Source organism: Burkholderia sp. Tr-20355, from assembly GCF_017104685.1.
GTDB lineage: Bacteria > Pseudomonadota > Gammaproteobacteria > Burkholderiales > Burkholderiaceae > Burkholderia > Burkholderia seminalis.
This window is the reverse complement of record NZ_JAAGPK010000040.1, coordinates 25,635-51,258: the sequence shown is the minus strand read 5'-3', so window position 1 is coordinate 51,258 and position 25,624 is coordinate 25,635. Positions and strand designations below refer to the sequence as shown.

The following is a 25,624-nucleotide window of genomic DNA, read 5'->3' as shown; positions in this document are numbered from 1 at the left end:
GGCTGTCGATTCGCATTGCGTGCTTGTAGTTTTTCTACTAGACTGGCTTCGTTCGGTCGACGCACTCGACCGTCCCCACGATTCCAACCGCCGGTGTCGGCCGGCATACAGGAGCGCCCAGCATGACATCGCTGCACCCCACCCTGGCGAAGGTCACCGAACGCGTGATCGCCCGCAGCCAATCGACCCGTTCCGCCTATCTGCAGCGCATCGACGGCGCGCAGGGCAAGTTCCCGGCACGCGGCGCGCTGTCGTGCGCGAACCTCGCGCACGGCTTCGCGGGCCTCGAAGGCAACGACAAGTTCTCGATCAAGGCGATTCGCGAGCCGAACATCGGCATCGTGTCCTCGTACAACGAGATGCTGTCCGCGCATGCGCCGTACAAGGATTTCCCCGAGATCATCAAGGCGGCCGCGCGCGAGAACGGCGGGGTCGCGCAGTTCGCCGGCGGCGTGCCGGCGATGTGCGACGGGGTCACGCAGGGCAACCCGGGGATGGAGCTGTCGCTGTTCTCGCGCGAAGCGATCGCGATGGGCACGGCGATCGCGCTCACGCACAACATGTTCGACGCGGCGCTGTGCCTGGGCATCTGCGACAAGATCGTGCCGGGCCTCCTGATCGGCGCGCTGCAGTTCGGCCACCTGCCGACGATCTTCGTGCCGGCCGGCCCGATGACGAGCGGCCTGTCGAACGACGACAAGGCGAAGATCCGCCAGCAGTTCGCGACCGGCCAGGTCGGCCGCGACGCGCTGCTCGAAGCCGAATCGGCCGCGTATCACGGCCACGGCACCTGCACGTTCTACGGCACGGCGAACAGCAACCAGATGCTGATGGAGCTGATGGGCCTGCACCTGCCGGGCTCGGCCTTCGTTCATCCGCACACGCCGCTGCGCACCGCGCTGACGGCCGAGGCCGCGCGCCGCGTGCTCGACCTGACCGTCGAGCGCGGCCATTACACGCCGATCGGCCATGTGATCGACGAGAAGGCGATCGTCAACGGCATCGTCGCGCTGCTCGCGACGGGCGGCTCGACCAACCACACGCTGCACCTCGTCGCGATCGCGCGCGCGGCCGGCATCCTGATCGACTGGAACGACTTCGACGAACTGTCGGCCGTCGTGCCGCTGCTCGCGAAGATCTACCCGAACGGCAAGGCCGACGTGAACCACTTCCACGCGGCGGGCGGCGTCGCGTTCCTGGTGCGCAACCTGCTCGAAGGCGGCCTGCTGCACGAGGACGTGACGACGGTTGCCGGCAAGGGACTGTCGCACTACACGAAGGAGCCGAAGCTGATCGACGGCAAGCTGACGTGGGTCGACGGCGCGGCCGAGAGCCACGACACGAAGGTGCTGCGCGGCATCCGCGACCCGTTCCAGCCGGACGGCGGCCTGCGCCTGATGCAGGGCCGGCTCGGCCGCGGCGTGATCAAGATTTCGGCGGTCGCGCCCGAGCACCGCAAGGTGACGGCGCCCGCGATCGTGTTCGATTCGCAGGAAGCCGTGCAGGAAGCGTTCGATCGCGGCGAGCTGAAGCGCGATTTCGTCGCGGTCGTGCGCTTCCAGGGCGCGCGCGCGAACGGGATGCCCGAGCTGCACCGTTTGACGCCGCTGCTCGGCGTGCTGCAGGATCAGGGCTTCCACGTCGCGCTGGTGACCGACGGCCGCATGTCGGGCGCGTCGGGCAAGGTGCCGGCCGTGATCCACGTGTCGCCGGAAGCGCTGCTGGCCGGCCCGCTGGGCAAGGTGAAGACGGGCGATACGCTGGTGATCGACGCGGAAGCCGGCGTGCTCGACATCGAGATCGACGACGCGGAGTGGCATGCGCGCCCGGTCGCGCAGCCGCTGCACCAGGCCGAGAACGAGGTCGGCTTCGGGCGTGAACTGTTCGGCGTGTTCCGCGCGGCCGCGGCGCCGGCCGAGCAGGGCGCATCGGTTTTCGGGACGCTGGTCGGCGAAACGGCCGCCCACGTCGCCGCATGAATTTCAAGGAGCCAATTCAATGAAGACGATTGCTGAAATCGTGAAGCTGGGCCCGGTCATCCCGGTGCTCGCATTCGACTCGGTCGAGCAGGGCGAACACGTGTCGCGCGCGCTGCACGCAGGCGGTGTGAAGGTACTCGAGATCACGCTGCGCACGCCGGCCGGCCTGGAGGCGATCCAGCGCGCGAGCCAGCTCGCGGACGACATCGTCGTCGGCGTCGGCACGATCACGAAACCCGAGCACTGCGCGCAGGCGAAGCGCGCCGGCGCGAAGTTCGGCGTGTCGCCGGGCCTGACGAAGGACCTGCACCTCGCGTCGCTCGACGCGGGCCTGCCGCTGCTGCCGGGCGTGATGACGCCGAGCGACATCATCCAGGCGCTTGAATTCGGCTACGAGATCGTGAAGTTCTTCCCCGCGCAGCAGGCAGGCGGCGTGCCGATGCTGCAGGCGTTCCACGGCCCGTTCCCGGCGCTGAAGTTCTGCCCGACCGGCGGCATCACGGTCGACACCGCGCCGAATTTCCTGAAACTGCCGAACGTCGTGTGCGTCGGCGGCTCGTGGCTCACGCCGAAGGCCGCGCTTGCCGCGCAGGACTGGGCCGAAGTCACGCGCCTCGCGCAAGCCGCGAGCCAGCTGCCGCGCTAATGCTTGTATGAAATGAAGAAAGAACCCTCGGAAGCGAGCGCTTAGTGCTTGTTTTACCGAGGGTTTTTGCTGATGGAACCGGTTCTATCCGCAGGCCGTAAAGATAAGTAAAATTCAGCGTCCTGACGGGGTGGGTACCCCCCGTGTTTCGGAGACCTGCATAGCCGGGCATACTCGCAACAGCTCGCCCGGTTCGAACAATTCTAGGAGGAGTGCCACATGGGGGCTGTCCAAGGCAGCATGCTGCTCGTATTCACGCTGATCGCGATTGCCGCGCTGATCCTGATGATCGCGCGCTACAAGATCTACCCGTTCCTGGTGCTGATCATCGTTTCGCTCGGCCTTGGTCTCGTCGTCGGCATGCCGATGGACAAGATCGTCAAGTCGTTCGAGACGGGCACCGGCGGCACGCTCGGTCACATTGCGATCGTCGTCGGCCTCGGCACGATGCTCGGCAAGATGATGGCCGAATCGGGCGGCGCCGAACGGATCGCGACCACGCTGATCGACTGGTTCGGTGAAAAGAACATCCACTGGGCGATGATGTTCGTCGCGATCATCGTCGGCCTGCCGGTGTTCTTCGAAGTCGGCTTCGTGCTGCTGATCCCGATCGCGTTCAACGTCGCGAAGCGCACCGGCAAGTCGCTGCTCGTCGTCGGCCTGCCGATGGTGGCCGGCCTGTCGGTCGTGCACGGGCTGATCCCGCCGCACCCGGCCGCGCTGCTGGCTGTCCAGCAATACGGCGCCGATATCGGCAAGACGATCGCGTTCGGCCTGCTCGTTGGCGTGCCGACCGCGATCATCGCGGGCCCGCTGTTCGCGCTGACGATCTCGAAGTTCGTGAAGCTGCCGGACAACAACCCGCTCGCGTCGCAATTCGTCGATTCGCGCACGGACGGCCGCACGCGCGAACTGCCGAGCTTCGGCATCACGCTGTTCACGATCCTGCTGCCCGTCGTGCTGATGCTCGTCGGCAGCTGGGCCGACCTGCTGTTCACGCCGAAGTCGCTGCCGAACAACCTGCTGCGCTTCGCCGGCAACTCGGACGTCGCGCTGCTGATCGCCGTGCTCGTGAGCTTCTTCACGTTCGGCAAGCTGCAGGGCTTCAACCGCGACCAGATCCAGAAGTTCTGCAGCGAGTGTCTGGCGCCGATCGCCGGGATCACGCTGATCGTCGGCGCGGGCGGCGGCTTCGGCGGTGTCCTGCGCGACAGCGGGATCTCGCAGCAGATCGTCGAGACCGCGAAGCACGCGCATCTGTCGCCGCTGCTGCTCGGCTGGTTCGTCGCGGCGCTGATGCGTCTCGCGACCGGCTCGGCGACGGTCGCGATGACGACGGCCTGCGGCATCGTCGCGCCGATCGCGGCGGCGGCCGGCACGACGGTCAGCCCGGAGCTGCTGGTGCTGGCCACCGGTTCGGGCTCGCTGATCTTCTCGCACGTGAACGATGGCGGCTTCTGGCTGATCAAGGAATACTTCGGGATGACGGTCGGTCAGACGTTCAAGACCTGGTCGTTGCTCGAAACCATCATTTCAGTGCTTGGTCTGGGCTTCACGCTGCTGCTGAGCATGGTTTTGTAACAAGGGGTAGTCAATGATTCTGATCGCAATGGGCGTATCGGGCGCAGGCAAGTCGCTGATCGGCGAAATGCTGGCGGAACGCCTGTCGTGCAGCTATACCGACGGCGACGCGTTTCACAGCGCGGCGAATAAGGAAAAGATGCACAACGGCATTCCGCTGACCGACGACGACCGCTGGCCGTGGCTGCGCACGATCCGCGCGGCCATCGAGGAAAAGCAGCGTGCCGGCGAAACGGCCGTGTTCACGTGCTCGTCGCTGAAGCGGTCGTACCGCGACGTGCTGCGCGGCACCGACACCGATGTGCGGTTCGTGTATCTGAAGGGGTCGTTCGAGGTGTTGCAGGAGCGCCTGAAGAGCCGCACCGGCCATTTCTTCGATCCGTCGCTGCTGAAGAGCCAGCTCGATACGCTCGAGGAGCCGGGCCCGGACGAAGCGATCGAGGTCAGCATCGAGCTGACGCCCGAACGGATCGTCGATCAGGTCATGCTGAAGATCGGTACCGCGCAGCAGCATTGAGCGCGGTTCGCGGCAATCGTCACGCAAAAGGCGCCCTTCGGGGCGCCTTTTGCGTTGGCGCGAAGCCGGCCGGTCAGGCCGCGTGCGCGCGCCGCGCGATGCCGTCGAGCAGCACGTCGAGCATCGTGTCGTGCACGACGGCCGGGTCCAGCTGCGCATAGAGCGGGGCGGCCGACCTGACGAGCGGATGCTCGGCGTCGGACAGCGCGTTCATCTCCGCGAGTTCGACGTCGTTGGCCGCACGCGTGAGGCCGCCGGCTTCGGCGGCAGCGAGCCCGATCACGCTCGCGTACCAGCCGACACACACCGCCGGCAGCGCCGCGCCCGGGATGCCGGCGTCGGTCAGCGCGCGATGCACGGCCTCGATGTGTGCGAGGTCGGCCGGCCCCGTGCTCATGTGCCGCTGCAGCAGCGCGAACGCGGCAGGGTAGCGCAGCGCGAGCGCGCGGTACTGGCGCGCGAGGTCGCGCAGCCGCTCGCGCCACGGCAGCGACGGGTCGACCGGCACGAGCGAGCGCGACAGCGCGTTCGCGATCGCGCGGTTCAGGCCTTCCTTCGACTTGAAGTGATACAGCACGCTCATCGGGTCGCAGCCGACCGACTGCGCGAGCTTGCGCACGCTGAATGCGGCTTCTCCGACGTCTTCGAGCAGCGCGAGGGCGGCCGCGACGATCGCGTCCTTGTCGAGGCCGCGCGGGCCTTGGGCGGGTTTGTCCTTCATCGAGGCGGGCGGGCACGCCGGTGCGGGACCGGCCGTAAACTTGACGAAAGCTTATTCTACACTGTAGAATTATTTCTGCGGTGTAGAAATTGGGTGTCCCGGCACCTTTCAAGACGTGCTTTCGCACAGTCCGGGATCCAGGCGGCACGAGCGTGCCCGCCGTCAACACGGGCCATCGCGCCCCCTCTTCTCGTTGACACCCATGTGGAACCGGCTGCCCCACCCGCGAAGCCAGAAGGCTATTCGACAGGCGGCCCAAGACCATGCAAGTGCAATCATGACGTCCAACCACCAACGACCCCTGATCCAGGGCGAATCGCGTTTCGAGCAAACGCAACTGAACATCGAAAAAGACAACTGGAACTGGTGCGACCCGGCTCGCTACGACGGCGAGCGCCCGGCCAACTGGTATGAGGCGTCGCTGTCGCGTCATGCGAACGGAACGCCGCTCGCGCACGATGTGGTGTGCGACGTGCTCGTGATCGGCGCGGGGCTGCTCGGCGCATCGGCCGCGCTGCATCTCGCGGAAGCGGGCGTCGACACGATCCTCGTCGACAAGCACCACGTCGGTTCGGCCGCGTCCGGCCGCAACGGCGGCCAGCTGACGCCCGGCCTCGCGCGCTGGGAGGCGGCCGACATGATCGACCACCTGTCGCACGACGACGCGAAGCGGCTGTGGCGCTTCGCGTCGGCCGAGTCGATGGACCTGATCGATGCGATCGGCGCGCGCTATGCGCTCGACCTCGACCGCAAGCGCGGCCACATCACGGCGGCCGTTCACCCGGGCCACATGAGCGCGCTGCTCGACGGCGCGGATGCGCGCCGCCATCTCGGCGACGCGGGCGTGACGCTCGTCGGCCGCCATCAGCTGCACGACGAATACGTGCGCTCGGGGCTGTATCACGGCGCGGCGATCGATGCGATCGGCGGCCAGATCCATCCGCTCGCGCTGGTGCGCGGCCTCGTGCACGGCTTCCGGCTGAACGGCGGCGCGCTGTTCGAGGGCACCGAGGTGCTCGAACTCGACGAGACGCCCGCGGGCGTCGTCGCGACGACGCCGGGCGGCACGATCACCGCGCGCAAGGGCGTCGTGCTCGCGCTGCACAACACGACGTTCCGGCTGCTGGACGACGGCGCGGCAACCACGGTGCCGTTCTTTACCTACGTGAGCGTGACGGCGCCGCTCGACGTCGATGTCGCGACGCTGATGCCGGCCGGCATGCCCGTGTACGACACGCAGTTCCAGATCGACTACTACCGGCCGGTGCGCGGCAACCGCCTGCTGTTCGGCGGGCAGGGCACCGGCACCTGCTGGGCGCAGCCCGACGTCAACGCGTATCTGCTGACGCGGCTGAACACGGTGTTTCCGCAGACCGACGGCCGCATCGCGCTCGACTACTGCTGGAGCGGCGTCAGCGACTTCACGCTGAACGGCGCCACCGACAGCCGCAAGACCGACGCCCGCGTGCCGATGTACATGGTGCAGGGCTGGAGCGGCCACGGCGTCGCGCAGACGGTGCGGATCGGCAAGGCGATCTGCGACGATTTCGTCGGCCGCAACGACGATTTCTCGATGCTCACGGGCATCGATCACCGCGCGATTCCGCTCGGCCGGCAGTTGTCGCCGATCGCGATTCCCGCCGCGAAGGCCGCGATGAGCGTGATGAGCGCGCTGAACCCGGGGCGGATGATCTCGTTCTGATGGTCCGGTGTTCAGGCTGCCGCGCGCCGTCAATGAAAAAGCCCGATGCGAATCGCTCGCATCGGGCTTTTTTTCGTCCGGGGACGGCGGTGCTTACGCGATCCGCTTCGCGAGTTCGACGGCCTTGCCGATGTATGACGCGGGCGTCATCGCAAGCAGCAGATCCTTCGCGTCCTGCGGGATCGCGAGCGTGCCGACGAATTCCTGCAGCGCCTCGCGCGTGATGCCCTTGCCGCGCGTCAGTTCCTTCAGCTGCTCGTACGGGTTCTCGATGCCGTAGCGGCGCATTACCGTCTGCACCGGCTCGGCCAGCACTTCCCAGCAGTTGTCGAGATCTTCGTTCAGGCGCTGCGGGTTCACCTCGAGCTTGTCGAGGCCGCGGATCAGCGAGTCGTACGCGAGCAGCGAGTAGCCGAGCGCGACGCCCATGTTGCGCAGCACCGTCGAGTCGGTCAGGTCGCGCTGCCAGCGCGACACCGGCAGCTTGTCGGCGAGGTGGCGCAGCGTCGCGTTCGCGAGGCCGAGGTTGCCTTCCGAGTTCTCGAAGTCGATCGGGTTGACCTTGTGCGGCATCGTCGACGAGCCGATCTCGCCGGCCTTCGTCTTCTGCTTGAAGTAGCCGACCGAGATGTAGCCCCACACGTCGCGGTCGAGGTCGAGCAGGATCGTGTTCGCGCGCGCGACGGCGTCGAACAGCTCGGCCATGTAGTCGTGCGGCTCGATCTGGATCGTATACGGGTTGAACGTGAGCTTCAGGCGGTTCTCGATCACGTCGCGCGAGAACGCTTCCCAGTCGAATGCCGGATACGCGGACAGGTGCGCGTTGAAGTTGCCGACCGCGCCGTTCATCTTGCCGAGGATCTCGACCTTCTCGATGCGGGTGATCGCACGGGCGAGACGCGCGGCGACGTTCGCGAGTTCCTTGCCGAGCGTCGTCGGGCTGGCCGGCTGGCCGTGCGTGCGCGACAGCATCGGCTGCTCGGCGTGCGCGTGCGCGAGGGCGACGAGGCGCTGGTAGACCGTGCGCAGCGCCGGCAGGATCACGTGTTCGCGCGCGCCGGCGAGCATCATGCCGTGCGACGTGTTGTTGATGTCCTCGGACGTGCACGCGAAGTGGATGAATTCGCTGGCCTGCTCGAGTTCGGCCTGGCCCTTCACCGATTCCTTCAGCCAGTATTCGACGGCCTTCACGTCGTGGTTCGTCACGCGCTCGATTTCCTTGATGCGGGCGGCGTCGTGCGCGGTGAAGCGCTCGGCGAGCTGCAGCAGGAACTGCTCGGACGCATCGGAGAAGCGCGGGATTTCCGCGAAGCCGGCGCGCGACAGCGCGATCAGCCAGTGCACCTCGACGGTGACGCGGTGGCGCATGAAGGCGGCTTCGGAGAGCCAGTCGCGCAGCGCTTCGGTCTTGCTGGCGTAGCGGCCGTCGATGGGCGAGAGCGCGGTGAGGGCGAAAAGCGTATCGGGACGAGTGTCGGACATGATCGGGCGGGCCTTGGGGCCGGGTCGAGCGAGGGGGAAGGAGAATCCGGCATTTTACCATTGGCGCGGGGCGATCCCGGCCGAACCGGTCCGGCCACTACCGGCGCGGGGCACCGGCGCGGGCGACCAGTGCGGGCGACCAGTGCGGGCGACCAGTGCGGGACGGCGGGCGCGTGACGGCGGGCCGGCGCCAGAAAGGGCCGCTTGCGCGTGTCCGCGCCGCCGCCGCCGACCGGGGCTGCCCGCCGGTAGAATGCAGGCTTCTTCCCGACCGCCGCCCGCCGCGCCCCGCCTGCATGGAACTGAAATGGCTCGAAGACTTCGTTTCGCTCGCGGAAACGCGCAGCTTTAGCCGGTCCGCCGAACTGCGGCACGTGTCGCAGCCGGCGTTCTCGCGGCGGATCCAGGCGCTGGAGGCGTGGCTCGCGACCGAACTGATCGATCGTTCGGTTTATCCGACGCGGCTCACGCAGGCCGGGCAGATCTTCTACGAGCAGGCGCTGACGATGCTGTCGCAGGCGCACGAGGCGCGCACGCTGCTGCGCGGCCACGTCGGCGCGCCGGTGCCGACGATCGAGTTCGCGGTGCCGCACACGCTGTCGCTCACGTATTTTCCGCGCTGGCTGCAGCGGATCGAGGCGAAGATGGGCCAGGTCCACACGCGGCTGCGCGCGCTGAACGTGCACGACGCGGTGCTGTCGCTCGTCGAGGGCGGCTGCGATCTCGTGATGGGCTACCACCACCCGAGCCATCCGGTCGCGCTCGACCCGGCGCGCTACGACATGCTGGTCCTCGGCAGCGAGCCGATCAGCCCGTTCTCGGCACCCGGCCGCGCCGGCCGGCCGCGCCATACGCTGCCGGGCGCGGCCGACGCGCGCGTGCCGTACCTGTCGTATACGCCGAACGCGTATCTCGGCCGGATGACCGAGGTCATCATCGCGAACGCGCCGACCCGGCTGTTCCTCGACCGCGTCTACGAGACCGACATGGCCGAAGGGCTGAAGGCGATGGCGCTCGCGGGCCACGGCGTCGCGTTCCTGCCGCACAGCGCGGTCGAGGATTCGGTCGCGGGCGGCCGGCTGATCCGGCTCGACCGGTCGGCGCGCGGCGGCGCGCATCCGTTCACGCTGACGATGGAGATCCGGCTGTACTGCGACAAGCTCGCGCTGCAGGGCGACGATCCGCGCCAGAAACTCGTGCGCGCGCTGTGGGAGGTCGTGCGCGACGAGCTGCGCGACACCCCGAATTAACCGCCGGCGGTTAATCGACCGCCGCCGGTCGGTCGCGGCCGGCTGACGGCGGCCTTGCGGTGCCTGTCGGGCGGCTGTCCGGCGGCCGGCCCGCGCGCATGCCAGCCGATTTTTTCGCCGGCGCGATGCACGGCCGATCGCGGGCGTTCTTGCGCAAATCGACCGCGGATTTGCGAAAAATCGCGATCATGCAAGAAACGCATAATCGAATAAGCAAACGGCATTGGATAAAAAAAACGGGTTTTTCGACAATGTGCGCAATCCGTTGAACGTTGGAGCTTCCATGTCTTCGCAACAGCAGTCCATCCCGTCCTACCTGCACGCCGACGATCTCGGCCCGTGGGGCAACTACCTTCAGCAGGTCGATCGCGTCGCGCCGTACCTCGGTTCGCTGTCGCGCTGGCTCGAAACGCTGAAGCGTCCGAAGCGCATCCTGATCGTCGATTGCCCCATCGAGCTCGATAACGGCACCGTCGCGCACTTCGAAGGCTATCGCGTGCAGCACAACGTGTCGCGCGGCCCGGGCAAGGGCGGCGTGCGCTACCACCAGGACGTGACGCTGTCGGAAGTGATGGCGCTGTCCGCATGGATGTCGGTGAAGAACGCGGCCGTGAACGTGCCGTACGGCGGTGCGAAGGGCGGCATCCGCGTGGACCCGCGCAAGCTGTCGCGGGGTGAGCTCGAGCGCGTGACGCGCCGCTACACCAGCGAAATCGGCATCATCATCGGGCCGAACACCGACATTCCGGCGCCGGACGTCAACACCAACGAACAGGTGATGGCGTGGATGATGGACACGTACTCGATGAACCAGGGCCAGACGTCGACCGGCGTCGTGACCGGCAAGCCGATCGCGCTCGGCGGTTCGCTCGGTCGCAAGGAAGCGACGGGCCGCGGCGTGTTCGTCGTCGGCTCGGAAGCGGCGAAGAAGAAGGGGCTGGAAATCGAAGGCGCGCGCATCGCGGTGCAGGGCTTCGGCAACGTCGGCGGCATCGCGGCGAAGCTGTTCCAGGAAGCCGGCTCGAAGGTGATCGCGGTGCAGGATCACACGGGCACGATCTACCAGCCTGCCGGCCTCGATTCGAACAAGCTGCTCGACCACGTCGCACGCACGGGCGGCGTCGCGGGCTTCGAAGGCGCCGAGCCGATGCCGAACGACGAGTTCTGGACGGTCGAGACCGACATCCTGATCCCGGCGGCGCTGGAAAACCAGATCACCGAGAAGAACGCGGCGAAGATCCGCACGAAGATCATCGTCGAAGGCGCGAACGGCCCGACGACGACGGCGGCGGACGACATCCTGAGCGCGAACGGCGTGCTCGTGATCCCCGACGTGATCGCGAACGCCGGTGGCGTGACCGTCTCGTACTTCGAATGGGTGCAGGATTTCTCGAGCTTCTTCTGGACGGAAGACGAGATCAACCACCGCCTCGAGCGCGTGATGCGCGAAGCGTTCGCCGGCGTGTGGGCGGTCGCGGAAGAGCACAAGGTGACGGTGCGTACGGCGGCGTTCATCGTCGCGTGCAAGCGCATCCTGATGGCGCGCGAAATGCGTGGCCTCTACCCCTGATCGTTGACTATGATCCATTCATGACGCAATCCCCCCGATTGCGGAAATGAACCCTCGCGGGCGATGCCGGATCCGGCCTCGCCCGCGCGCGCATTCGGGCGCCAGGAGCCGGGAGGAAGGCTTCGTGCAGGGCGATTCGTAGTGCGGTAAACAACCAGTACTTTCAAAAATATTACTTTGATACACTGGCGCGGGTTTTAGCCAAGGAGATGACCAAAATGAAATACCACAAGGCAGTCCTGATGGTCGCGGCGCTTTGCGCGTTCGCAAGCGGCGCGCATGCTCAGGAGACGGGCACGCTGAAGAAGATCAAGGACACGGGCGTGATCGCGCTGGGCCACCGCGAATCGTCGATTCCGTTCTCCTATTACGACCAGAACCAGCAGGTGGTCGGCTATTCGCGCGAATTCCAGATGAAGATCGTGGACGCGGTGAAGAAGAAGCTGAACCTGCCGAACCTGCAGGTGAAGAACATCCCCGTCACGTCGCAGAACCGCATTCCGCTCGTGCAGAACGGCACGGTCGACATCGAGTGCGGCTCGACGACCAACAACACCGAGCGCCAGCAGCAGGCTGCGTTCTCCGACACGATCTTCGTGATCGGCACGCGCCTGATGACGAAGAAGGATTCGGGCGTCAAGGATTTCGCCGACCTGAAGGGCAAGACGGTCGTGACGACCGCCGGCACGACGTCGGAGCGCCTGCTGCGCAAGATGAACAACGACAAGCAGCTGGGCATGAACATCATCAGCGCGAAGGATCATGGCGATTCCTTCAACACGCTGGAATCGGGCCGCGCGGTCGCGTTCATGATGGATGACGCGTTGCTCGCGGGCGAGCGCGCGAAGGCGAAGCAGCCGGGCGAGTGGGTGATCGTCGGCACGCCGCAATCGGAAGAAGCCTACGGCTGCATGATGCGCAAGGGCGACGCCGACTTCAAGAAGGTCGTCGACGACGCGATCTCACAAGTCGAGAAGTCGGGCGAAGCCGCGAAGATCTACGCGAAGTGGTTCGAGAATCCGATCCCGCCGAAGGGGCTGAACCTGAACTTCCCGTTGTCCGATTCGATGAAGAAGCTGTACGCGAACCCGAACGACAAGGCACTCGACTGACCGCACGGCCGTTGATGCAGAAATGACGCTAATGAGACGGAAGAGGCCACGCTTCTTCCGTCTCTTTTTGCTGGAGTCTTGCCCATGTCTTACCACTGGAACTGGGGCATCTTCCTGAGCCCCGTGTCGACCGGCGAGCCGACGACTTATTTCGGATGGCTGATGTCCGGCTTCTGGGTGACGATCGAAGTGTCGCTCGTCGCCTGGGTCATCGCGCTGATCGTCGGGTCGCTGTTCGGCGTGCTGCGCACCGCGCCGAACAAATGGCTGTCCGCGATCGGCACCGTGTACGTGTCGATCTTCCGGAACATTCCGCTGATCGTGCAGTTCTTCGTCTGGTATCTCGTGATACCCGAGCTGCTGCCCGCGTCGATCGGTACCTGGATCAAGCAGTTGCCGCCGACCACGCAGTTCTTTACCGCGTCGATCGTTTGTCTGGGCCTGTTCACCGGCGCGCGCGTGTGCGAACAGGTGCGCTCGGGGATCAACGCGCTGCCGAAGGGCCAGCGCGCGGCCGGTCTCGCGATGGGCTTCACGCAATGGCAGACGTATCGCTACGTGCTGCTGCCCGTTGCGTACCGGATCATCGTGCCGCCGCTCACGTCGGAATTCCTGAACATCTTCAAGAACTCCGCCGTCGCGTCGACGATCGGCCTGCTCGACCTGTCCGCGCAGGCGCGCCAGCTCGTCGACTACACCGCGCAGACGTACGAGTCGTTCATCGCCGTCACGCTCGCGTACGTGATCATCAACCTCGTCGTGATGGCGTTCATGCGCTGGATCGAAGGCCGCACGCGGCTGCCCGGCTATATCGGAGGCAAGTGATGCATCAGTTCGACTGGAGTAGTATTCCCGGCGCGCTGCCGACGCTGTGGACGGGGGCCGTCGTCACGTTCCAGATCACGCTGATCGCGATCGTGGTCGGGATCGTCTGGGGCACGCTGCTGGCGCTGATGCGGCTGTCGGGCGTCAAGCCGCTCGCGTGGTTCGCGCAGGGCTACGTGACGGTGTTCCGCTCGATCCCGCTCGTGATGGTGCTGCTGTGGTTCTTCCTGATCGTGCCGCAGCTGCTGCAGGGCGTGCTCGGGCTGTCGCCGACGATCGACATCCGCCTCGCGTCGGCCATGGTCGCGTTCTCGCTGTTCGAAGCCGCGTATTATTCCGAGATCATCCGCGCCGGCATCCAGGCGGTGCCGCGCGGGCAGGTGAATGCCGCGTTCGCGCTCGGCATGAACTACGCGCAGGCGATGCGCCTCGTGATCCTGCCGCAGGCGTTCCGCGCGATGGTGCCGCTGCTGCTCACGCAGGCGATCGTCCTGTTCCAGGATACGTCGCTCGTGTACGTGATCAGTCTCGCGGACTTCTTCCGCACGGCGGCCAACATCGGCGATCGCGACGGCACGACCGTTGAGATGGTCCTGTTCGCCGGCGCATGTTATTTCGTGATTTGCTCGTTGGCGTCTGCTCTCGTCAAGGGTCTCCAGAAAAAGGTCACAAGATGATTTCCATCAAGAACGTTTCGAAGTGGTACGGCCAGTTTCAGGTCCTCACCGACTGCACGACCGAGGTCAAGAAAGGCGAAGTGGTCGTGGTGTGCGGCCCGTCGGGTTCGGGCAAGTCGACGCTGATCAAGACCGTCAACGGCCTCGAGCCGTTTCAGCAGGGCGAGATCCTCGTGAACGGCCAGTCGGTCGGCGACAGGAAGACGAACCTGTCGAAGCTGCGTTCGAAGGTCGGGATGGTGTTCCAGCATTTCGAGCTGTTCCCGCATCTGTCGATCACCGAGAACCTGACGCTCGCGCAGGCCAAGGTGCTCGGCCGCGGCAAGAACGAAGCGACCGAGAAGGGCGTGAAGCTGCTCGAGCGCGTCGGCCTGAAGGCGCATGCGCACAAGTTCCCGGGGCAGCTGTCGGGCGGCCAGCAGCAGCGTGTCGCGATCGCGCGCGCGCTGTCGATGGACCCGATCGCGATGCTGTTCGACGAACCGACGTCCGCGCTCGATCCCGAGATGATCAACGAAGTGCTCGACGTGATGGTCGAACTCGCGCAGGAAGGGATGACGATGATGGTCGTCACGCACGAGATGGGCTTCGCGAAGAAGGTCGCGCATCGCGTGATCTTCATGGACAAGGGCGCGATCGTCGAGGACGACCGCAAGGACGATTTCTTCTCGAATCCGAAATCGGAACGCGCGAAGGACTTCCTCGCGAAGATCCTGCACTGAGCGTTCGCGCGTTTCGCGCGCGTCCATGCGAAAACCGCCCGGCATCGAGCCGGGCGGTTTTTTTTCGGCCGCCGGTCGCGTGCGTTACCAACTGTAGCGGTAGCCGACCTGCCCGACGATGCCGCGCCGGTAATCGCCGCCGATGTTGCGCGCGATTTTCGCGTTCGCGTAGAGCTCGCCCGACTTGCCGAAGCTCGCGCTCACGCCGACCCCGAGCTCGTACCAGGTGCGGCCGAGGTGCGTCGCGAACGGCGTGCCGCCGACGACGGTCTGGCCCGGCGACAGGAAGTCGTGCAGCACGTCGGCCGTGAAGTACGGCGTCGCGGCGCCGCCGCCCGCATCCGACTGGAGGTTCGGCCGGAAGATGCGCACGCCGACGCGGCCGCGCAGCGCGTTCGTCGTCGTGCCCGATACGGCCGACACGTTGTCGTTGAACCCGTTCAGCTTCAGGTACTGGTACATCAGCTGCGCCTGCGGTTCGATCGCGATCGGCGTGCCGCCGATCGCGAACGGCTTGCCGACTTCCTGCGACAGCGCAATACCGAAACCGTTCTGCGACGCCTCGTTGCCGTAGCTGTCGCGATAGCGGTTGCCGTAGTGCGTGACCTGCCCGACGCTGTCGAAGTAGGTGCCGTCCGGCAGATAGCGCGTCCAGTAGCCACCGACGCTCTGCGCGTGCATCTCGACCGAGCCCGTCGAGGTCGACAGGTCCTGCGCGTCGGCGCGCGCCATGTCGCTGAAACTCGCGTTCGACACGCCGATGCTGGCGGTCACGCCCGCATGCGTGCTGCCCGCGCCGTTCGGCGCCTGGTCGAGCGTCCAGTCCTTGCCGAACTGCGCGAAGAACGTGCGCTCGTCGGCCGCGAAGCGGCCCGCGTTCGCATCGAGGCTCTGGCCGCCGATGCGCCCCCATACGCCGTCGCGGTTGCCCGGCTGCTGCTTCTCGACGTTGTAGATGTCGCCGACGCGCTCGTGCAGCTTGCCGAGCGTGGAGAAGCCGTAGTCGGCGTTCAAGAGCGGCGTGAGCGCGTAGCCGGCGACGCCCGGGCGGTACGCGAGCGTGCCGCCGTTGCCGTTCCCGTTGTTGCCGCCGTCGCCGCCGCCGGACGGGTGGATCGGGTCGCCGGGGTCGGTCTGGTCGAGCTGCGAGCGAAGGTACCAGCCGTTCGCGTCGCTTTGACCGCCGCGATAGAGCCGGTATTCGTACGCGCCGGCCTGGACGGGCCCGGCGAGATGGAAGGCCGACGCGGTGGTCGTGCCGCCGTTGGCCGTGACGACCACCGGAATCCCGTCGCCGGTCGTCTGTGCGCCGGTGCCGGCCGTGTTCGCGATCTTCAGGCCGGTCATGCCGCTCGCGGCGCCGCCGTTCACGATCAGCCGGTCGGTCGGCGACGCATCGGCGCCGAGATACGTATTGAGCGCGATCGTGCCGCCGCTGCCGAGGTAGCTGCCGGTCGTCAGCGTCTTGTAGCTGCCCGTGAGCGTCGGCGAACCGACGGGGGCGGCGAACGCGACGAGGCCCTCGTTGTTCAGGTTGCTCAGGACCGAGCTGCCCGTCATGCGCCACGTGCTCGAGCCGTCGACCGTCAGCGCGACCGGATCGATCTTGCCGGTCAGCGTCGTGCCGTTCACGAGGAACACGTTGCCGGTGCTCGATGCGTCGGAGACGATGTCGCCCGCGAGGTTCACGGCCGATGCGTTGAACGTCACGTTGCTGCCGTTCGCAAGGTTCAGCAGCGTGCCGTTGCCGGCCGTCACGACCGTGCCGTTGCGTACCGCGATGTCCGCCGTGCCGCCGCGCGCGGCGAAGGCCGGCCCGGCGACGGACGTCACGCTGCCGCCGTCGACCAGGACCGAACTCGTCGCGCCGTTCGCGAGCGTGTCCGACGTCAGCACGCCGGCCGCGGTGCCCTTGAGCGTCGTGCCGGTCAACGCGAGCAAGCCGCCGCTGTTCGCGGTGGCGCCGTTGCCGGCTGCGCTGTCGATCGACGAACCCGTGTCGGCGATGCGCCCGCCGTTCTGCGCGACGATGCCGTCGGCTACGCTGCCCGAGGTGGCGATTGTCGTGCCGGACATCAGCGCCGTCGCACCGCTGTCGATGACGACCGCATGCGCGCCGGCGCCGGTCGTCGCGATCGTCGTGCCGTTGGCCGCGAGCGTCGAAGCGGCGCCTGATACGTAAAGGCCGCGCGCGTTGGCGCCGGCGGTGCGGACGACCGTCGCCGCATCGGTCGCGATGTGCGCGCCCGCCCCGGTCGACGTGACGCCGTCGGCGCCGTTGCCGGTCGTGGCGATCTGCGTGCCGGCCAGCGCGATGGTTGCGTTCGCGCCGAGATTGCGGATCCCGCTGCCCGCTCCGCCAGCCGTGATCGAGGTCATGCCGGCCGCGAGGCCGCCGCCCGTGACGGTCGAGTCGATCAGCACGCCGTCGGCGCTGCCGTTCGCGATCACGGTGCCGGCGCCCGACAGCGCGACCGATGCACCGGTGCCCGTCAGGCGCACCCCAGCGATACCGTCGTCCGCTTCGATCGAGCCGGCGTTGGCGAGCGTCGCCGATGCACCCTGCACGAGCGCGCCGGTGCCGTTGGATACGCGGATCGTCGACGCGTTGTTTACCGTGCCTTGCGTGCCGACGACGACGCCCGTCGAGCCGGCGCCGGTCAGCAGCACCGTATTGCGGTTCTCGAGCGTACCGAGGTTTTGCGCGACGAAGCCCGTCACGCCGGCGGTCGACGACGTCACGGCGGCATGGTTGGTCAGCGTCGTCGCGACCGGGCCGCCCGCGTTCGCGCCGGCGAGGTCGTGCGCCTGCCCGTCGACGACGCCCGCGATCGCGCCGGCCGCGTTCAGGTTGATCGTCGCGCCCGTGTCGATCGTGCCGCTCGCGCCGCCCTCGACCGCGATCGCGATGCCGTTCGCGCCGTTGACGTTGTAGGTCGCGTTGCCGGTCGACAGCGTCGTGCCGGTGTCGGTCGCGAGCACGCCATGCGCACGCTGGCCGTTGATGTCGGTCGTCAGCGCGCCGGCCGCCGACGCGCCCGTGTACGCCGCGCCGCCCGCGACGCGGAACAGCGTCGAGTCGTCGGTGTCGACGCCGAGGTGCTGCGCGGCCACGTTGATCTTCGAGCCCGCGCCGTATGCGTAGAAGCCGATCTGGTTCGTGCCCGACATGAAGGCCGGCACCGCGTTCGCGCCGACGTCGATCGTCGCGCCCGAGCGTGCGTGCACGCCGATCGCGCCGGTGCCCGTCAGGTTGAGCGCGCCGTCGAGCGTGGCCTTCGCAAGCGGCCCTTCGGCCCACACGCCGTAGTTGCGCGTGCCCGACGCGGGATCGAGGCCGCCGGCCACGTCGATCGTGCCGGTCGACGTCGCGGCCGTCGCTTGCGTGCCGGTGCCGAGCACCATCACGCCGATGCCGTTCACGCCATTCAGCGTGATCGTGCCGGTGTTGGTCACGGTCGCGGCCGTATCGGCCGCGAGCATGCCGACATTGGCGAGCGGCGTGCCGGGCGCAGCGCCGTTGACGACGATCGCGCCCGCGTTGGTCAGCGTGCCGGACGTCGAGCCGATGCTCGCGAGCGCGGCGCCGTTCTGCGTCTGCGAGCCGATCACGATCGTACCGAGGTTGCTCGCGGTGCCCGATGCGCCGAGCAGGATGCCGTATGCGTGCGCGGCGAGCGCGACGTCGCTTGCCGTGCCGCCGGGTGCGTACTGGGCCGCGCGGCCGAGATAGATCGTGCCGCCGGCCTGGTTCGTGAAGCTGCCGCCGTCGACGAGGCCGCCGATCACCTGGCTGTCGAGCGTCGTCGCGTTGACGCCGACGTTGATCGTGCCGGCGTTCGATGCCGTCGCGCCACCGGTCACGGCAACCGCGTAGTTCTGCAGGTCCGGCTGGGTGCCGTCGAACGTCCACGCGCCGACGTTCATCACGCCGTTGTTCACGAACGAGGTGCCCGCACCGTTCGCGAACACGCCGTTGCCTTCGGTGTACGCGTGGTAGTTGAAGTTGTCGGGCGGCGCGCTGCCGCTCGTGTCGAAGTTGTCGCCGGACGCGTAGCCGGACGAGATCACGCCGTTGTTGACGCCGCTTGCGCCGCTCAGCAGGCGCACCAGCGTGAAGTCGCCCGACAGGCGCCCGTCGTTGATGAAGTGCGCGCCGTTCTCCGCGAGGACGGCCGAGCTCGGGACGATCGTGTTGACGCCGCGGAAGTCGATCTGGCCGTCCTTGCCGATCTGCAGCGTCGCATTCGCGCCCGTGCCGTGCATGACCGACAGGAAATCGATCGGCAGCGTGTTCTTGTCGCCCGCGGACACGGTGTTCTGATATTGGAAGCTTTGCTGCGAGAACGTCACGGCCTGGCTGAACGCGCTGTCGTAGGCGGCCTGCGAGCCGAGCGCGCCGCTTTGCACCGAGCGCACGAGAAAGTCGTTGTACGCGGCAAGCGATGCGGCGTCGGTGACCTTCCACGTGCTGCCGTCGAACGCGGTGAAGGTGCCCGCGTAGGCCGGCACGTCGAGCTGGCGGCTGCCGACGGCGCCGCCGTCCGCAAGATAGTCGCCGGTGGTGAACCGGATCTGATTGCGCGAGTTCCAGGTGACGGTGCTTGTCGTGGAGCCCGTACCGTCCGCGAAGGTAAGGTCGGTCTCCTTCGCGGCGATTGAGATCGCGTTGCCGGCTGCGTCGGGCGCGTTCGCCGCATTGCCGATCGACACGTTGAGCGATCCGCCGCTGGCGGCGACGGTGCCGATGCGCGTGTTCACGTACTGATCGCCGTTCACGTCGTGGTAGACGGGCACTTCGGTCGCGCCGGCCGTCGACGCGGAAAACGCGGACGAGTCGTAGGTCGCGACCGACGTGCGGGTGCCGGTGATCGAGTCGGGCGTGCTCACGCTGTGCGTCTTGCCGCCGAGCGACAGCAGCGGCTGGTTCGGGTTGCCCGACACGATGGTCGTGCTGCCGATCGGCGTGAGCGTGTAGCCCGGGTCGCCGCCGGCGCCGGTCCATGCGCCCGACACGCCGACGGTGTCGCCGCCCGACACGGTGGTGGTACCGGCCAGGTTGTCGTTGACGGTCGGGCTGAAACTGCCGAGCGCGCAGGCGCCGCCGCTCGCGACGGCCGCGCCGCTGCCGCAGGTCGATGCATGCGCGCCGCCGGCCGACAGCATGGCCAGCAATGCACCAAGCGCTACCGCGCGGCGGTTCGTGCTCGATGCGCTACCCGAGCGCTTGCCGCGCGCCCGTGCCGTTTCCGCCACCGCGACCCAGCAGCCGGCGGTTTCGCTCCATATCGATCGAAATGAGTGATTCACGACAAGCCCCTATTTCTTGTTTTGAAATGGCATTCGCCGGAATTCGGCGAATTCGCAATCCGCGGTGGAGAAATAATCCGAAAGGGGCGTGCGGCGGCCGTGGCTGCGTATCGCGCCAATCGTGTTTCGTTACACCAGCGATGGGCGGAGTCTACTGATTCGGAGCACGGTCGATTATCGAGAAATCGGGAAATGTGGGGATGCCAACCGTAGTGGGTTGTATTTTTGATTTGTGTGGTTAATCGAACCGAAAGCCATGCAGGTCAATGGACCCGGAGGCTGGGGTGAAAGTCAGGAATGGCCGGTGGGGTGGGTGGGATACCGCACGGATTGACGGCAACCGATAAGCTAGAATGCGCGCCCGAGATTATATTTAATGGGAAGAATTTGCCGTTTCTTGATTTGGTTGTTTTTTATTTTCGCTTGTAAATTAATAAAATCAAGCGAATTTCTCATGGTGCTGATTCATTGCGCCGAATGGCGGCCCGAGTGAAACGGCATCGGCCGAGGCGCGCCGATTTTCACCGGTAAGAGATGCGTCGACCTCGACGCGAGGTTCGCTCGAGCGGAAAGGACGCAGGTTGCGGCGCGTGCCGTACCGGGTTCAGAAATCGATTGCGTCGTCGGAGTCGCCGTCGGCGGCGGTGGCGAGTGCCTCACGGACCTCGCGCGGCGCGGACGCCGATGCGTCGAGCGCCGGGTTGCGCAGTTTCTCGAGCACACGCTCGGGCACCGGGATCTGCATCCGCGCGGCGACGTCGCCGCACTGGAACATGATCAGCTCGCCCGGCTCGAACGCGGTCCAGACCTCGTTGTCGGTGAGCGGCTGCGTCGCGATCACCGCGACGCGATCTTCGGGCGTCGTGTATTTCGCGAAGTCGATCGACAGGTCCTCGTCGACGAGATGCGCGGTCGAGAACGGCCAGCGCCGCACCAGATAGTGCAGGCGCGTCGAGCAGTGCGCGAAGAGCGCCTGGCCGTTCGACATCAGGAAGTTGAACACGCCGTGATCGGTGATCCCGCGCGTGAGTTCGCCGACGCGCTCGAACAACTCCGGCAGCGGCGGCTGCGCGCCGGGAAAGGCCTCGCGCAGCCCCTGCATCAGCACGCAGAACGCCTGTTCGCTGTCGGTCGTGCCGACCGGGTGGTAGACGCTGCCGTCCATGTTCGGCGCGTAGTCCTGCAGGTCGCCGTTATGCGCGAAGATCCAGTGCCGGCCCCACAGCTCGCGCATGAACGGGTGGCTGTTCTCGAGCAGGATGTGCCCCTGCGTCGCCTTGCGGATGTGCGCGATCGTGTTCTTGGACTTGATCGGGTAGCGCTTCACCATTTCGGCGATCGGCGACGTGGCCGATGCCTGGTGATCGATGAACAGGCGGCAGGCCTTGTCCTCGAAGAACGCGATGCCCCAGCCGTCGGCATGGTGATCGGTCAGCCCGCCCCGGGCCGCGAAACCTGTGAAGGAGAATGTGACGTCCGTCGGCGCGGCGCAGTTCATTCCTAAGAGTTGGCACATTTTACTTGGGGCGGCAGGCTGAAGCGGGGGGTAACGAACCGGGCGAACCCCGGTACAATGCGGCTTCAAGCATATCACCGAGCCCTGAGCGGTAAAAAGCGGATTCCGCTGGCCAAAGGTCCCGTGTTGCGGTTTGCCGTCAGTCGGCCCGCGCATGCGTGTTCCGGCCCCGCCAACGGCAAGCACGTTCCTCACGACGCCTCCTATGACTGCCTCGAACGCTTCCTCCCCGGCGACGCTCTCGCTCGCCCGTCCCGACGACTGGCACCTGCACCTGCGAGACGGCGACATGCTGGCCGCCGTGCTGCCGCACACCGCGCGCCAGTTCGGCCGCGCGATCGTCATGCCGAACCTGAAACCGCCGGTGACGACCACCGCGCAGGCGCAGGCCTATCGCGAGCGCATCCTCGCCGCGCTGCCCGCCGGGATGACGTTCGAACCGCTGATGACGCTGTACCTGACCGACAACACGCCGCCCGACGAGATCCGCCGCGCGCGCGAAAGCGGCTTCGTGCACGGCGTGAAGCTGTACCCGGCCGGCGCGACGACGAATTCCGACCACGGCGTCACCGATCTCGCCAAATGCGCGAAGACGCTCGAGGCGATGCAGGAAACCGGCATGCCGCTGCTCGTGCACGGCGAGGTGACCGATGCGTCGATCGACCTGTTCGACCGCGAGAAGGTGTTCATCGACCGCGTGATGACGCCGCTGCGCCGCGATTTCCCGGGCCTGAAGGTCGTGTTCGAGCACATCACGACGAAGGACGCGGCCGACTACGTGCGCGACGCCGACGCGGCGCCCGGCCTGCTCGGCGCGACGATCACCGCGCATCACCTGCTGTACAACCGCAACGCGCTGTTCGTCGGCGGGATTCGCCCGCATTACTACTGCCTGCCCGTGCTGAAGCGCGAGACGCATCGCGTGGCGCTGGTCGAGGCCGCGACGTCGGGCAACCCGCGTTTCTTCCTGGGCACCGACAGCGCGCCGCATGCGCGCGACGCGAAGGAAACCGCGTGCGGCTGCGCCGGCTGCTACACGGCGCTGCACGCGCTCGAGCTGTACGCGGAAGCGTTCGACACGGCCGGCGCGCTCGACAAGCTGGAAGGGTTCGCGAGCTTCTTCGGCGCCGATTTCTACGGGCTGCCGCGCAGCGCCGAGACGGTCACGCTGCGCCGCGAGGCGTGGGAACTGCCGCGCGAGATCTTCGCGGGCGACACGCCGGTCGTGCCGTTGCGCGGCGGCGAGACGATCGGCTGGAAACTGGCGTGACCGTTGCGCCGCCGCGCGGGTCCGGCCATGCGGCCGGCCGCATGGCGGCGGATTTCGCGCGGATCGACTGGTCCGCGCCGTGGCTCGGACCCTATGCGGAGCCGGGCCGCGCCGTCCAGGCGGCCGTATTGGCGGGTGACGCCGCGCTGCTCGATGCGCTGAATGGCGCGTTGCGCGACGGCGCGCGTGTCAGCGGTCGCGGCAGGCCGCTGCGGTTCGTGCCGCAGGCCGCGCTGCCGCCCGGCATCGCATACGAAACCCATGTCGCCGACACCGGCGGGGTGCCGACTCGCCACCATCTTCACGACTTCTTCAATGCACTCGTCTGGTTCGCGTATCCGCGCACCAAGGCCGCGCTGAACGCGCGTCAGGCCGCCGCGATCGACGCGGCGGGCGGTGTCGGGCCCGTGCGCGGTTCGCTGCGCGACGCGCTCACGCTGTTCGACGAGAACGCCGCGCTGTTCGTCACGGCCGACCGCGCGCTCGCCGCTGCGCTGCGCGGCTTCGACTGGCCGCGGCTGCTGGTCGCCGCGCGCGACGCGTGGGGCACGCGCTGCGAAGCGCGGCTCGTCGGCCATGCGCTGCTCGAACAGCTCGTGACGCCTTACAAGTCCTGCACCGCGCACACGTGGATCGTCGAAGTGAGCGCCGACTATTTTTCATGGTCCGACGCGCAGCGCAACGCGCATGTCGACACGCGGGTGGCCGCCGAACTCGCGACGCGCGCGCTGACGAGCCGCGATTTCGCGCCGCTGCCGGTACTCGGCGTACCGGGCTGGTGCGCCGCGAATGCCGATGCCGCGTTTTATGACGATCCGGCGGTATTCCGCAGCGGCCGACGCGTGCGTGCTGCCGGCGGCGGCGCGCAGTGCTAGAATGCGCGTCGCAAAGCAGGCCAGGCAGTCGCGGCCTCGCCGCCTTCGGGCGCGCGGGGGCGAGGAAAGTCCGGACTCCACAGGGCAGGGTGATGGCTAACGGCCATCCGTGGCGACACGCGGAACAGGGCAACAGAAAGCAAACCGCCGATGGCCCGGCGCAAGCCGGGATCAGGTAAGGGTGAAACGGTGCGGTAAGAGCGCACCGCGGCGACGGCGACGTCCGCCGGCACGGTAACCTCCACCCGGAGCAATTCCAAGTAGGCAGGCGTGCATCTTCGGATGCAGGACGGGGCCCCCGTCTCGCCTGCGGGTAGGAAGCTTGAGCGCGTCAGCAATGGCGCGCCTAGAGGAATGGCTGCCACGCGTGGCGCGCTTCGGCGCGCGGCGTGCACAGAATCCGGCTTATCGGCCTGCTTTGCCGTTCGAATGCGAAAGGGCCGGCGTCTCCTTGCGGAGCGCCGGCCCTTTTTCATGCGTGCGCGCGGTGCGTTCAGGCGGCGACGATGTCGAACGAATGCGTGAGTTCGGCCGTCTTCGCGATCATGATCGACGCGGAGCAGTACTTGTCGTGCGACAGGTTGATCGCCCGCTCGACCGTGCCCGGGTTCAGGTTGCGGCCGGTGACGGTGAAGTGGAAGTGCACCTTCGTGAACACCTTCGGGTCTTCGCTCGCGCGCTCGGCCTTCAGCGTGACCGAGCAGCCGGTGACTTCCTGGCGGCTCTTCTTCAGGATCAGCACGACGTCATAGGCCGTGCAGCCACCGGTGCCGAGCAGCACCATTTCCATCGGACGCGGCGCGAGGTTGTGGCCGCCGCCCTCGGGCGCGCCGTCCATCGCGACGAGATGCCCGCTGCCGGTCTCGGCGGAAAACGCCATGCCGTCCTGGCCCATCCAGCTTACTTTGCATTCCATGCTTGCACTCCAGCGTTGCCTGATTCGGATTCGATCCGGCATTGTAGCCCGCAGCGCAACGGTCGGCTGATGCGCTGCACGACGTGCAATGCCGGCGCCGTGCGGGCAGGGCGTCCGACGGCAATTTCCCTGCTTCTTTTAGGGGTTCTGCTCTAGATGACGGAGATTCCTGTTCCCGGACGTCGGAATCATGCCATTGATTTAAAAGGGAAAATCATTGTTTTCGAGCGTCACCTCGTGAATTTCGCATTATGGTTTTGGATTTCGCCATGCAAATTTTCTTGTTCAGTCGGCGACGCATTCGTATAATGAGCCTCATTGGTTGTCGCGCTGCGGCACCCTCCGAATGTCTCCTCCACCCTCCTCCTAAGGTGGATTAAGCCCGAACCATCCGTTCGGGCTTTTTTTCGTCCCGTGCAAACATCGGCGCGCGGCTTGCGCGCGCCGGCAGCGTCACGCGGGCTGCCGTGCGGCAGGCGGCGATGCCGCGTCGGGCGCCGCGCCGCGCGAGCGCGTGTCAGGCGCAGGTGCATGGACGGCTGACGCATGGCCGTGACCGCGCGCGCAGAAGTGGCGGACGCGTTCGCGCACCGCGCGCAGGCGGGCGACGCGATCCTCGGCATGAGCGTTCCGGGCGTCGGCGATGCGCGCATCGAGCGCGTCGAGCTTGGCTTCGCAGCCGGTGCGAGCGGCGACGGCAGGCGCCGCGATGGCCAGCAGCGCGGCTGCGAGAAAGGGCGTAAGTCTTTGTTTCATCATGCTTGTTTGTTGTTTTCCGGGTTCGGTCGGGCGCGGCAAGGTCAGGTGCCGCGCGTCGACGGGTGCCGCCCCAGACGCTCGGTTCGCCTGGCTGGTTGGGGCACGACCGAATTTTGGCCCATTTCGGCCGCCGCGGACACGGGACGTGGATTCCCTTTGACCGCTTCGCCGTATTTCCTTTATAATTCAGGGCT

19 protein-coding genes and 1 other RNA gene are annotated in these 25,624 nt (G+C 66.9%); 14 read left to right on the top strand and 6 right to left on the bottom strand.

The genetic code is table 11. From position 1 onward, the window contains the following. Positions 1-122 precede the first annotated feature (122 nt). From edd to G3N62_RS13555, 4 genes are all read left to right on the top strand, one after another. Entirely contained in the window at positions 123-1,979 is a 1,857-nt protein-coding gene (gene edd, locus G3N62_RS13570) for a phosphogluconate dehydratase (protein WP_059558028.1), read from the top strand. A 19-nt stretch (positions 1,980-1,998) separates the two neighbouring features. Further along, entirely contained in the window at positions 1,999-2,625 is a 627-nt protein-coding gene (gene eda / locus G3N62_RS13565) for a bifunctional 4-hydroxy-2-oxoglutarate aldolase/2-dehydro-3-deoxy-phosphogluconate aldolase (RefSeq protein WP_034186432.1), read from the top strand. Between the two features lie 219 nt (positions 2,626-2,844). Next, positions 2,845-4,206, top strand: a complete 1,362-nt coding sequence (locus G3N62_RS13560; RefSeq protein WP_034186433.1) for a GntP family permease — start codon at positions 2,845-2,847, stop codon at positions 4,204-4,206. A 13-nt stretch (positions 4,207-4,219) separates the two neighbouring features. Continuing rightward, positions 4,220-4,723 carry a gluconokinase gene (locus G3N62_RS13555; RefSeq protein WP_034186434.1) on the top strand — a complete coding sequence of 168 codons (504 nt, stop codon included), beginning with the start codon at positions 4,220-4,222 and terminating at the stop codon, positions 4,721-4,723. 73 nt (positions 4,724-4,796) lie between these two features. On the opposite strand, the gene G3N62_RS13550 is transcribed toward G3N62_RS13555, so the two are convergent. Beyond that, the gene (locus G3N62_RS13550) at positions 4,797-5,444 is read right to left on the bottom strand and encodes a TetR/AcrR family transcriptional regulator C-terminal domain-containing protein (protein WP_124670820.1); all 648 of its coding nucleotides are present in this window, start codon (positions 5,442-5,444) and stop codon (positions 4,797-4,799) included. A gap of 277 nt (positions 5,445-5,721) precedes the next feature. Between G3N62_RS13550 and G3N62_RS13545 the strand changes: the two genes are divergently transcribed. Then, complete coding sequence (locus tag G3N62_RS13545) at positions 5,722-7,146, top strand: FAD-dependent oxidoreductase (protein ID WP_124670821.1); 1,425 nt, start codon at positions 5,722-5,724, stop codon at positions 7,144-7,146. Between the two features lie 93 nt (positions 7,147-7,239). Here the strand turns inward: G3N62_RS13545 and purB are convergent, their stop codons facing one another. Then, on the bottom strand, positions 7,240-8,628 hold the full coding sequence (gene purB, locus G3N62_RS13540; RefSeq protein ID WP_034186437.1) for an adenylosuccinate lyase: 1,389 nt from the start codon (positions 8,626-8,628) through the stop codon (positions 7,240-7,242). A gap of 296 nt (positions 8,629-8,924) precedes the next feature. Between purB and G3N62_RS13535 the strand changes: the two genes are divergently transcribed. The 6 genes from G3N62_RS13535 to G3N62_RS13510 all read left to right on the top strand — a co-directional run bounded on the left by G3N62_RS13535 (position 8,925) and on the right by G3N62_RS13510 (position 14,784). Beyond that, positions 8,925-9,878 (top strand): LysR substrate-binding domain-containing protein, encoded by a 954-nt coding sequence (locus G3N62_RS13535; RefSeq protein WP_049030013.1) that lies wholly within the window; start codon positions 8,925-8,927, stop codon positions 9,876-9,878. Between the two features lie 283 nt (positions 9,879-10,161). Next, positions 10,162-11,448, top strand: coding sequence for a Glu/Leu/Phe/Val dehydrogenase (locus tag G3N62_RS13530; protein WP_034186440.1), 1,287 nt, complete (start codon positions 10,162-10,164; stop codon positions 11,446-11,448). 218 nt (positions 11,449-11,666) lie between these two features. Next, positions 11,667-12,560, top strand: a complete 894-nt coding sequence (locus G3N62_RS13525; RefSeq protein WP_034186451.1) for a glutamate/aspartate ABC transporter substrate-binding protein — start codon at positions 11,667-11,669, stop codon at positions 12,558-12,560. Between the two features lie 84 nt (positions 12,561-12,644). After that, a complete protein-coding gene (locus G3N62_RS13520; protein WP_034186441.1) occupies positions 12,645-13,385 on the top strand; it encodes an amino acid ABC transporter permease in 741 nt (246 codons plus the stop codon). Then, complete coding sequence (gltK, locus tag G3N62_RS13515; RefSeq protein ID WP_034186442.1) at positions 13,385-14,062, top strand: glutamate/aspartate ABC transporter permease GltK; 678 nt, start codon at positions 13,385-13,387, stop codon at positions 14,060-14,062. Before G3N62_RS13520 ends, gltK begins: the two co-directional genes overlap by 1 nt. After that, positions 14,059-14,784, top strand: coding sequence for an amino acid ABC transporter ATP-binding protein (locus G3N62_RS13510; protein WP_206141243.1), 726 nt, complete (start codon positions 14,059-14,061; stop codon positions 14,782-14,784). The genes gltK and G3N62_RS13510 overlap by 4 nt, the downstream gene beginning before the upstream one ends. A gap of 84 nt (positions 14,785-14,868) precedes the next feature. Here the strand turns inward: G3N62_RS13510 and G3N62_RS13505 are convergent, their stop codons facing one another. After that, positions 14,869-20,094 carry an autotransporter outer membrane beta-barrel domain-containing protein gene (locus G3N62_RS13505; RefSeq protein ID WP_124669296.1) on the bottom strand — a complete coding sequence of 1,742 codons (5,226 nt, stop codon included), beginning with the start codon at positions 20,092-20,094 and terminating at the stop codon, positions 14,869-14,871. A gap of 604 nt (positions 20,095-20,698) precedes the next feature. Beyond that, on the bottom strand, positions 20,699-21,610 hold the full coding sequence (locus G3N62_RS13500) for a class II glutamine amidotransferase (protein ID WP_034187113.1): 912 nt from the start codon (positions 21,608-21,610) through the stop codon (positions 20,699-20,701). A gap of 205 nt (positions 21,611-21,815) precedes the next feature. On the opposite strand from G3N62_RS13500, the gene pyrC reads away from it, so the two are divergent. From pyrC to rnpB, 3 genes are all read left to right on the top strand, one after another. Continuing rightward, positions 21,816-22,880 (top strand): dihydroorotase, encoded by a 1,065-nt coding sequence (gene pyrC, locus G3N62_RS13495; protein ID WP_011350953.1) that lies wholly within the window; start codon positions 21,816-21,818, stop codon positions 22,878-22,880. Next, positions 22,877-23,755: a DUF3025 domain-containing protein gene (locus G3N62_RS13490; protein ID WP_124669295.1), complete on the top strand. Its 879-nt coding sequence runs from the start codon at positions 22,877-22,879 to the stop codon at positions 23,753-23,755. Before pyrC ends, G3N62_RS13490 begins: the two co-directional genes overlap by 4 nt. Before the next feature lie 12 nt (positions 23,756-23,767). Continuing rightward, positions 23,768-24,179, top strand: an RNA gene (gene rnpB / locus G3N62_RS13485) — RNase P RNA component class A. Positions 24,180-24,248: 69 nt separating this feature from the next. On the opposite strand, the gene G3N62_RS13480 is transcribed toward rnpB, so the two are convergent. Further along, positions 24,249-24,713, bottom strand: coding sequence for an OsmC family protein (locus tag G3N62_RS13480; protein WP_175028623.1), 465 nt, complete (start codon positions 24,711-24,713; stop codon positions 24,249-24,251). A gap of 411 nt (positions 24,714-25,124) precedes the next feature. Beyond that, complete coding sequence (locus tag G3N62_RS13475; RefSeq protein WP_069706505.1) at positions 25,125-25,430, bottom strand: DUF1090 family protein; 306 nt, start codon at positions 25,428-25,430, stop codon at positions 25,125-25,127. Positions 25,431-25,624: the final 194 nt, after the last annotated feature.

Bases quoted from the DNA above. Each gene is read 5' to 3' on its own strand.
- G3N62_RS13525 (WP_034186451.1), top strand. From the start codon at position 11,667: ATGAAATACCACAAGGCAGTCCTGATGGTCGCGGCGCTTTGCGCGTTC.
- G3N62_RS13500 (WP_034187113.1), bottom strand. From the start codon at position 21,610: ATGTGCCAACTCTTAGGAATGAACTGCGCCGCGCCGACGGACGTCACA.
- G3N62_RS13510 (WP_206141243.1), top strand. From the start codon at position 14,059: ATGATTTCCATCAAGAACGTTTCGAAGTGGTACGGCCAGTTTCAGGTC.
- G3N62_RS13550 (WP_124670820.1), bottom strand. From the start codon at position 5,444: ATGAAGGACAAACCCGCCCAAGGCCCGCGCGGCCTCGACAAGGACGCG.
- gltK (WP_034186442.1), top strand. From the start codon at position 13,385: ATGCATCAGTTCGACTGGAGTAGTATTCCCGGCGCGCTGCCGACGCTG.
- pyrC (WP_011350953.1), top strand. From the start codon at position 21,816: ATGACTGCCTCGAACGCTTCCTCCCCGGCGACGCTCTCGCTCGCCCGT.
- G3N62_RS13560 (WP_034186433.1), top strand. From the start codon at position 2,845: ATGGGGGCTGTCCAAGGCAGCATGCTGCTCGTATTCACGCTGATCGCG.
- G3N62_RS13555 (WP_034186434.1), top strand. From the start codon at position 4,220: ATGATTCTGATCGCAATGGGCGTATCGGGCGCAGGCAAGTCGCTGATC.
- G3N62_RS13530 (WP_034186440.1), top strand. From the start codon at position 10,162: ATGTCTTCGCAACAGCAGTCCATCCCGTCCTACCTGCACGCCGACGAT.
- eda (WP_034186432.1), top strand. From the start codon at position 1,999: ATGAAGACGATTGCTGAAATCGTGAAGCTGGGCCCGGTCATCCCGGTG.
- G3N62_RS13535 (WP_049030013.1), top strand. From the start codon at position 8,925: ATGGAACTGAAATGGCTCGAAGACTTCGTTTCGCTCGCGGAAACGCGC.
- edd (WP_059558028.1), top strand. From the start codon at position 123: ATGACATCGCTGCACCCCACCCTGGCGAAGGTCACCGAACGCGTGATC.
- G3N62_RS13475 (WP_069706505.1), bottom strand. From the start codon at position 25,430: ATGATGAAACAAAGACTTACGCCCTTTCTCGCAGCCGCGCTGCTGGCC.
- G3N62_RS13520 (WP_034186441.1), top strand. From the start codon at position 12,645: ATGTCTTACCACTGGAACTGGGGCATCTTCCTGAGCCCCGTGTCGACC.
- G3N62_RS13545 (WP_124670821.1), top strand. From the start codon at position 5,722: ATGACGTCCAACCACCAACGACCCCTGATCCAGGGCGAATCGCGTTTC.
- G3N62_RS13480 (WP_175028623.1), bottom strand. From the start codon at position 24,713: ATGCCGGATCGAATCCGAATCAGGCAACGCTGGAGTGCAAGCATGGAA.
- purB (WP_034186437.1), bottom strand. From the start codon at position 8,628: ATGTCCGACACTCGTCCCGATACGCTTTTCGCCCTCACCGCGCTCTCG.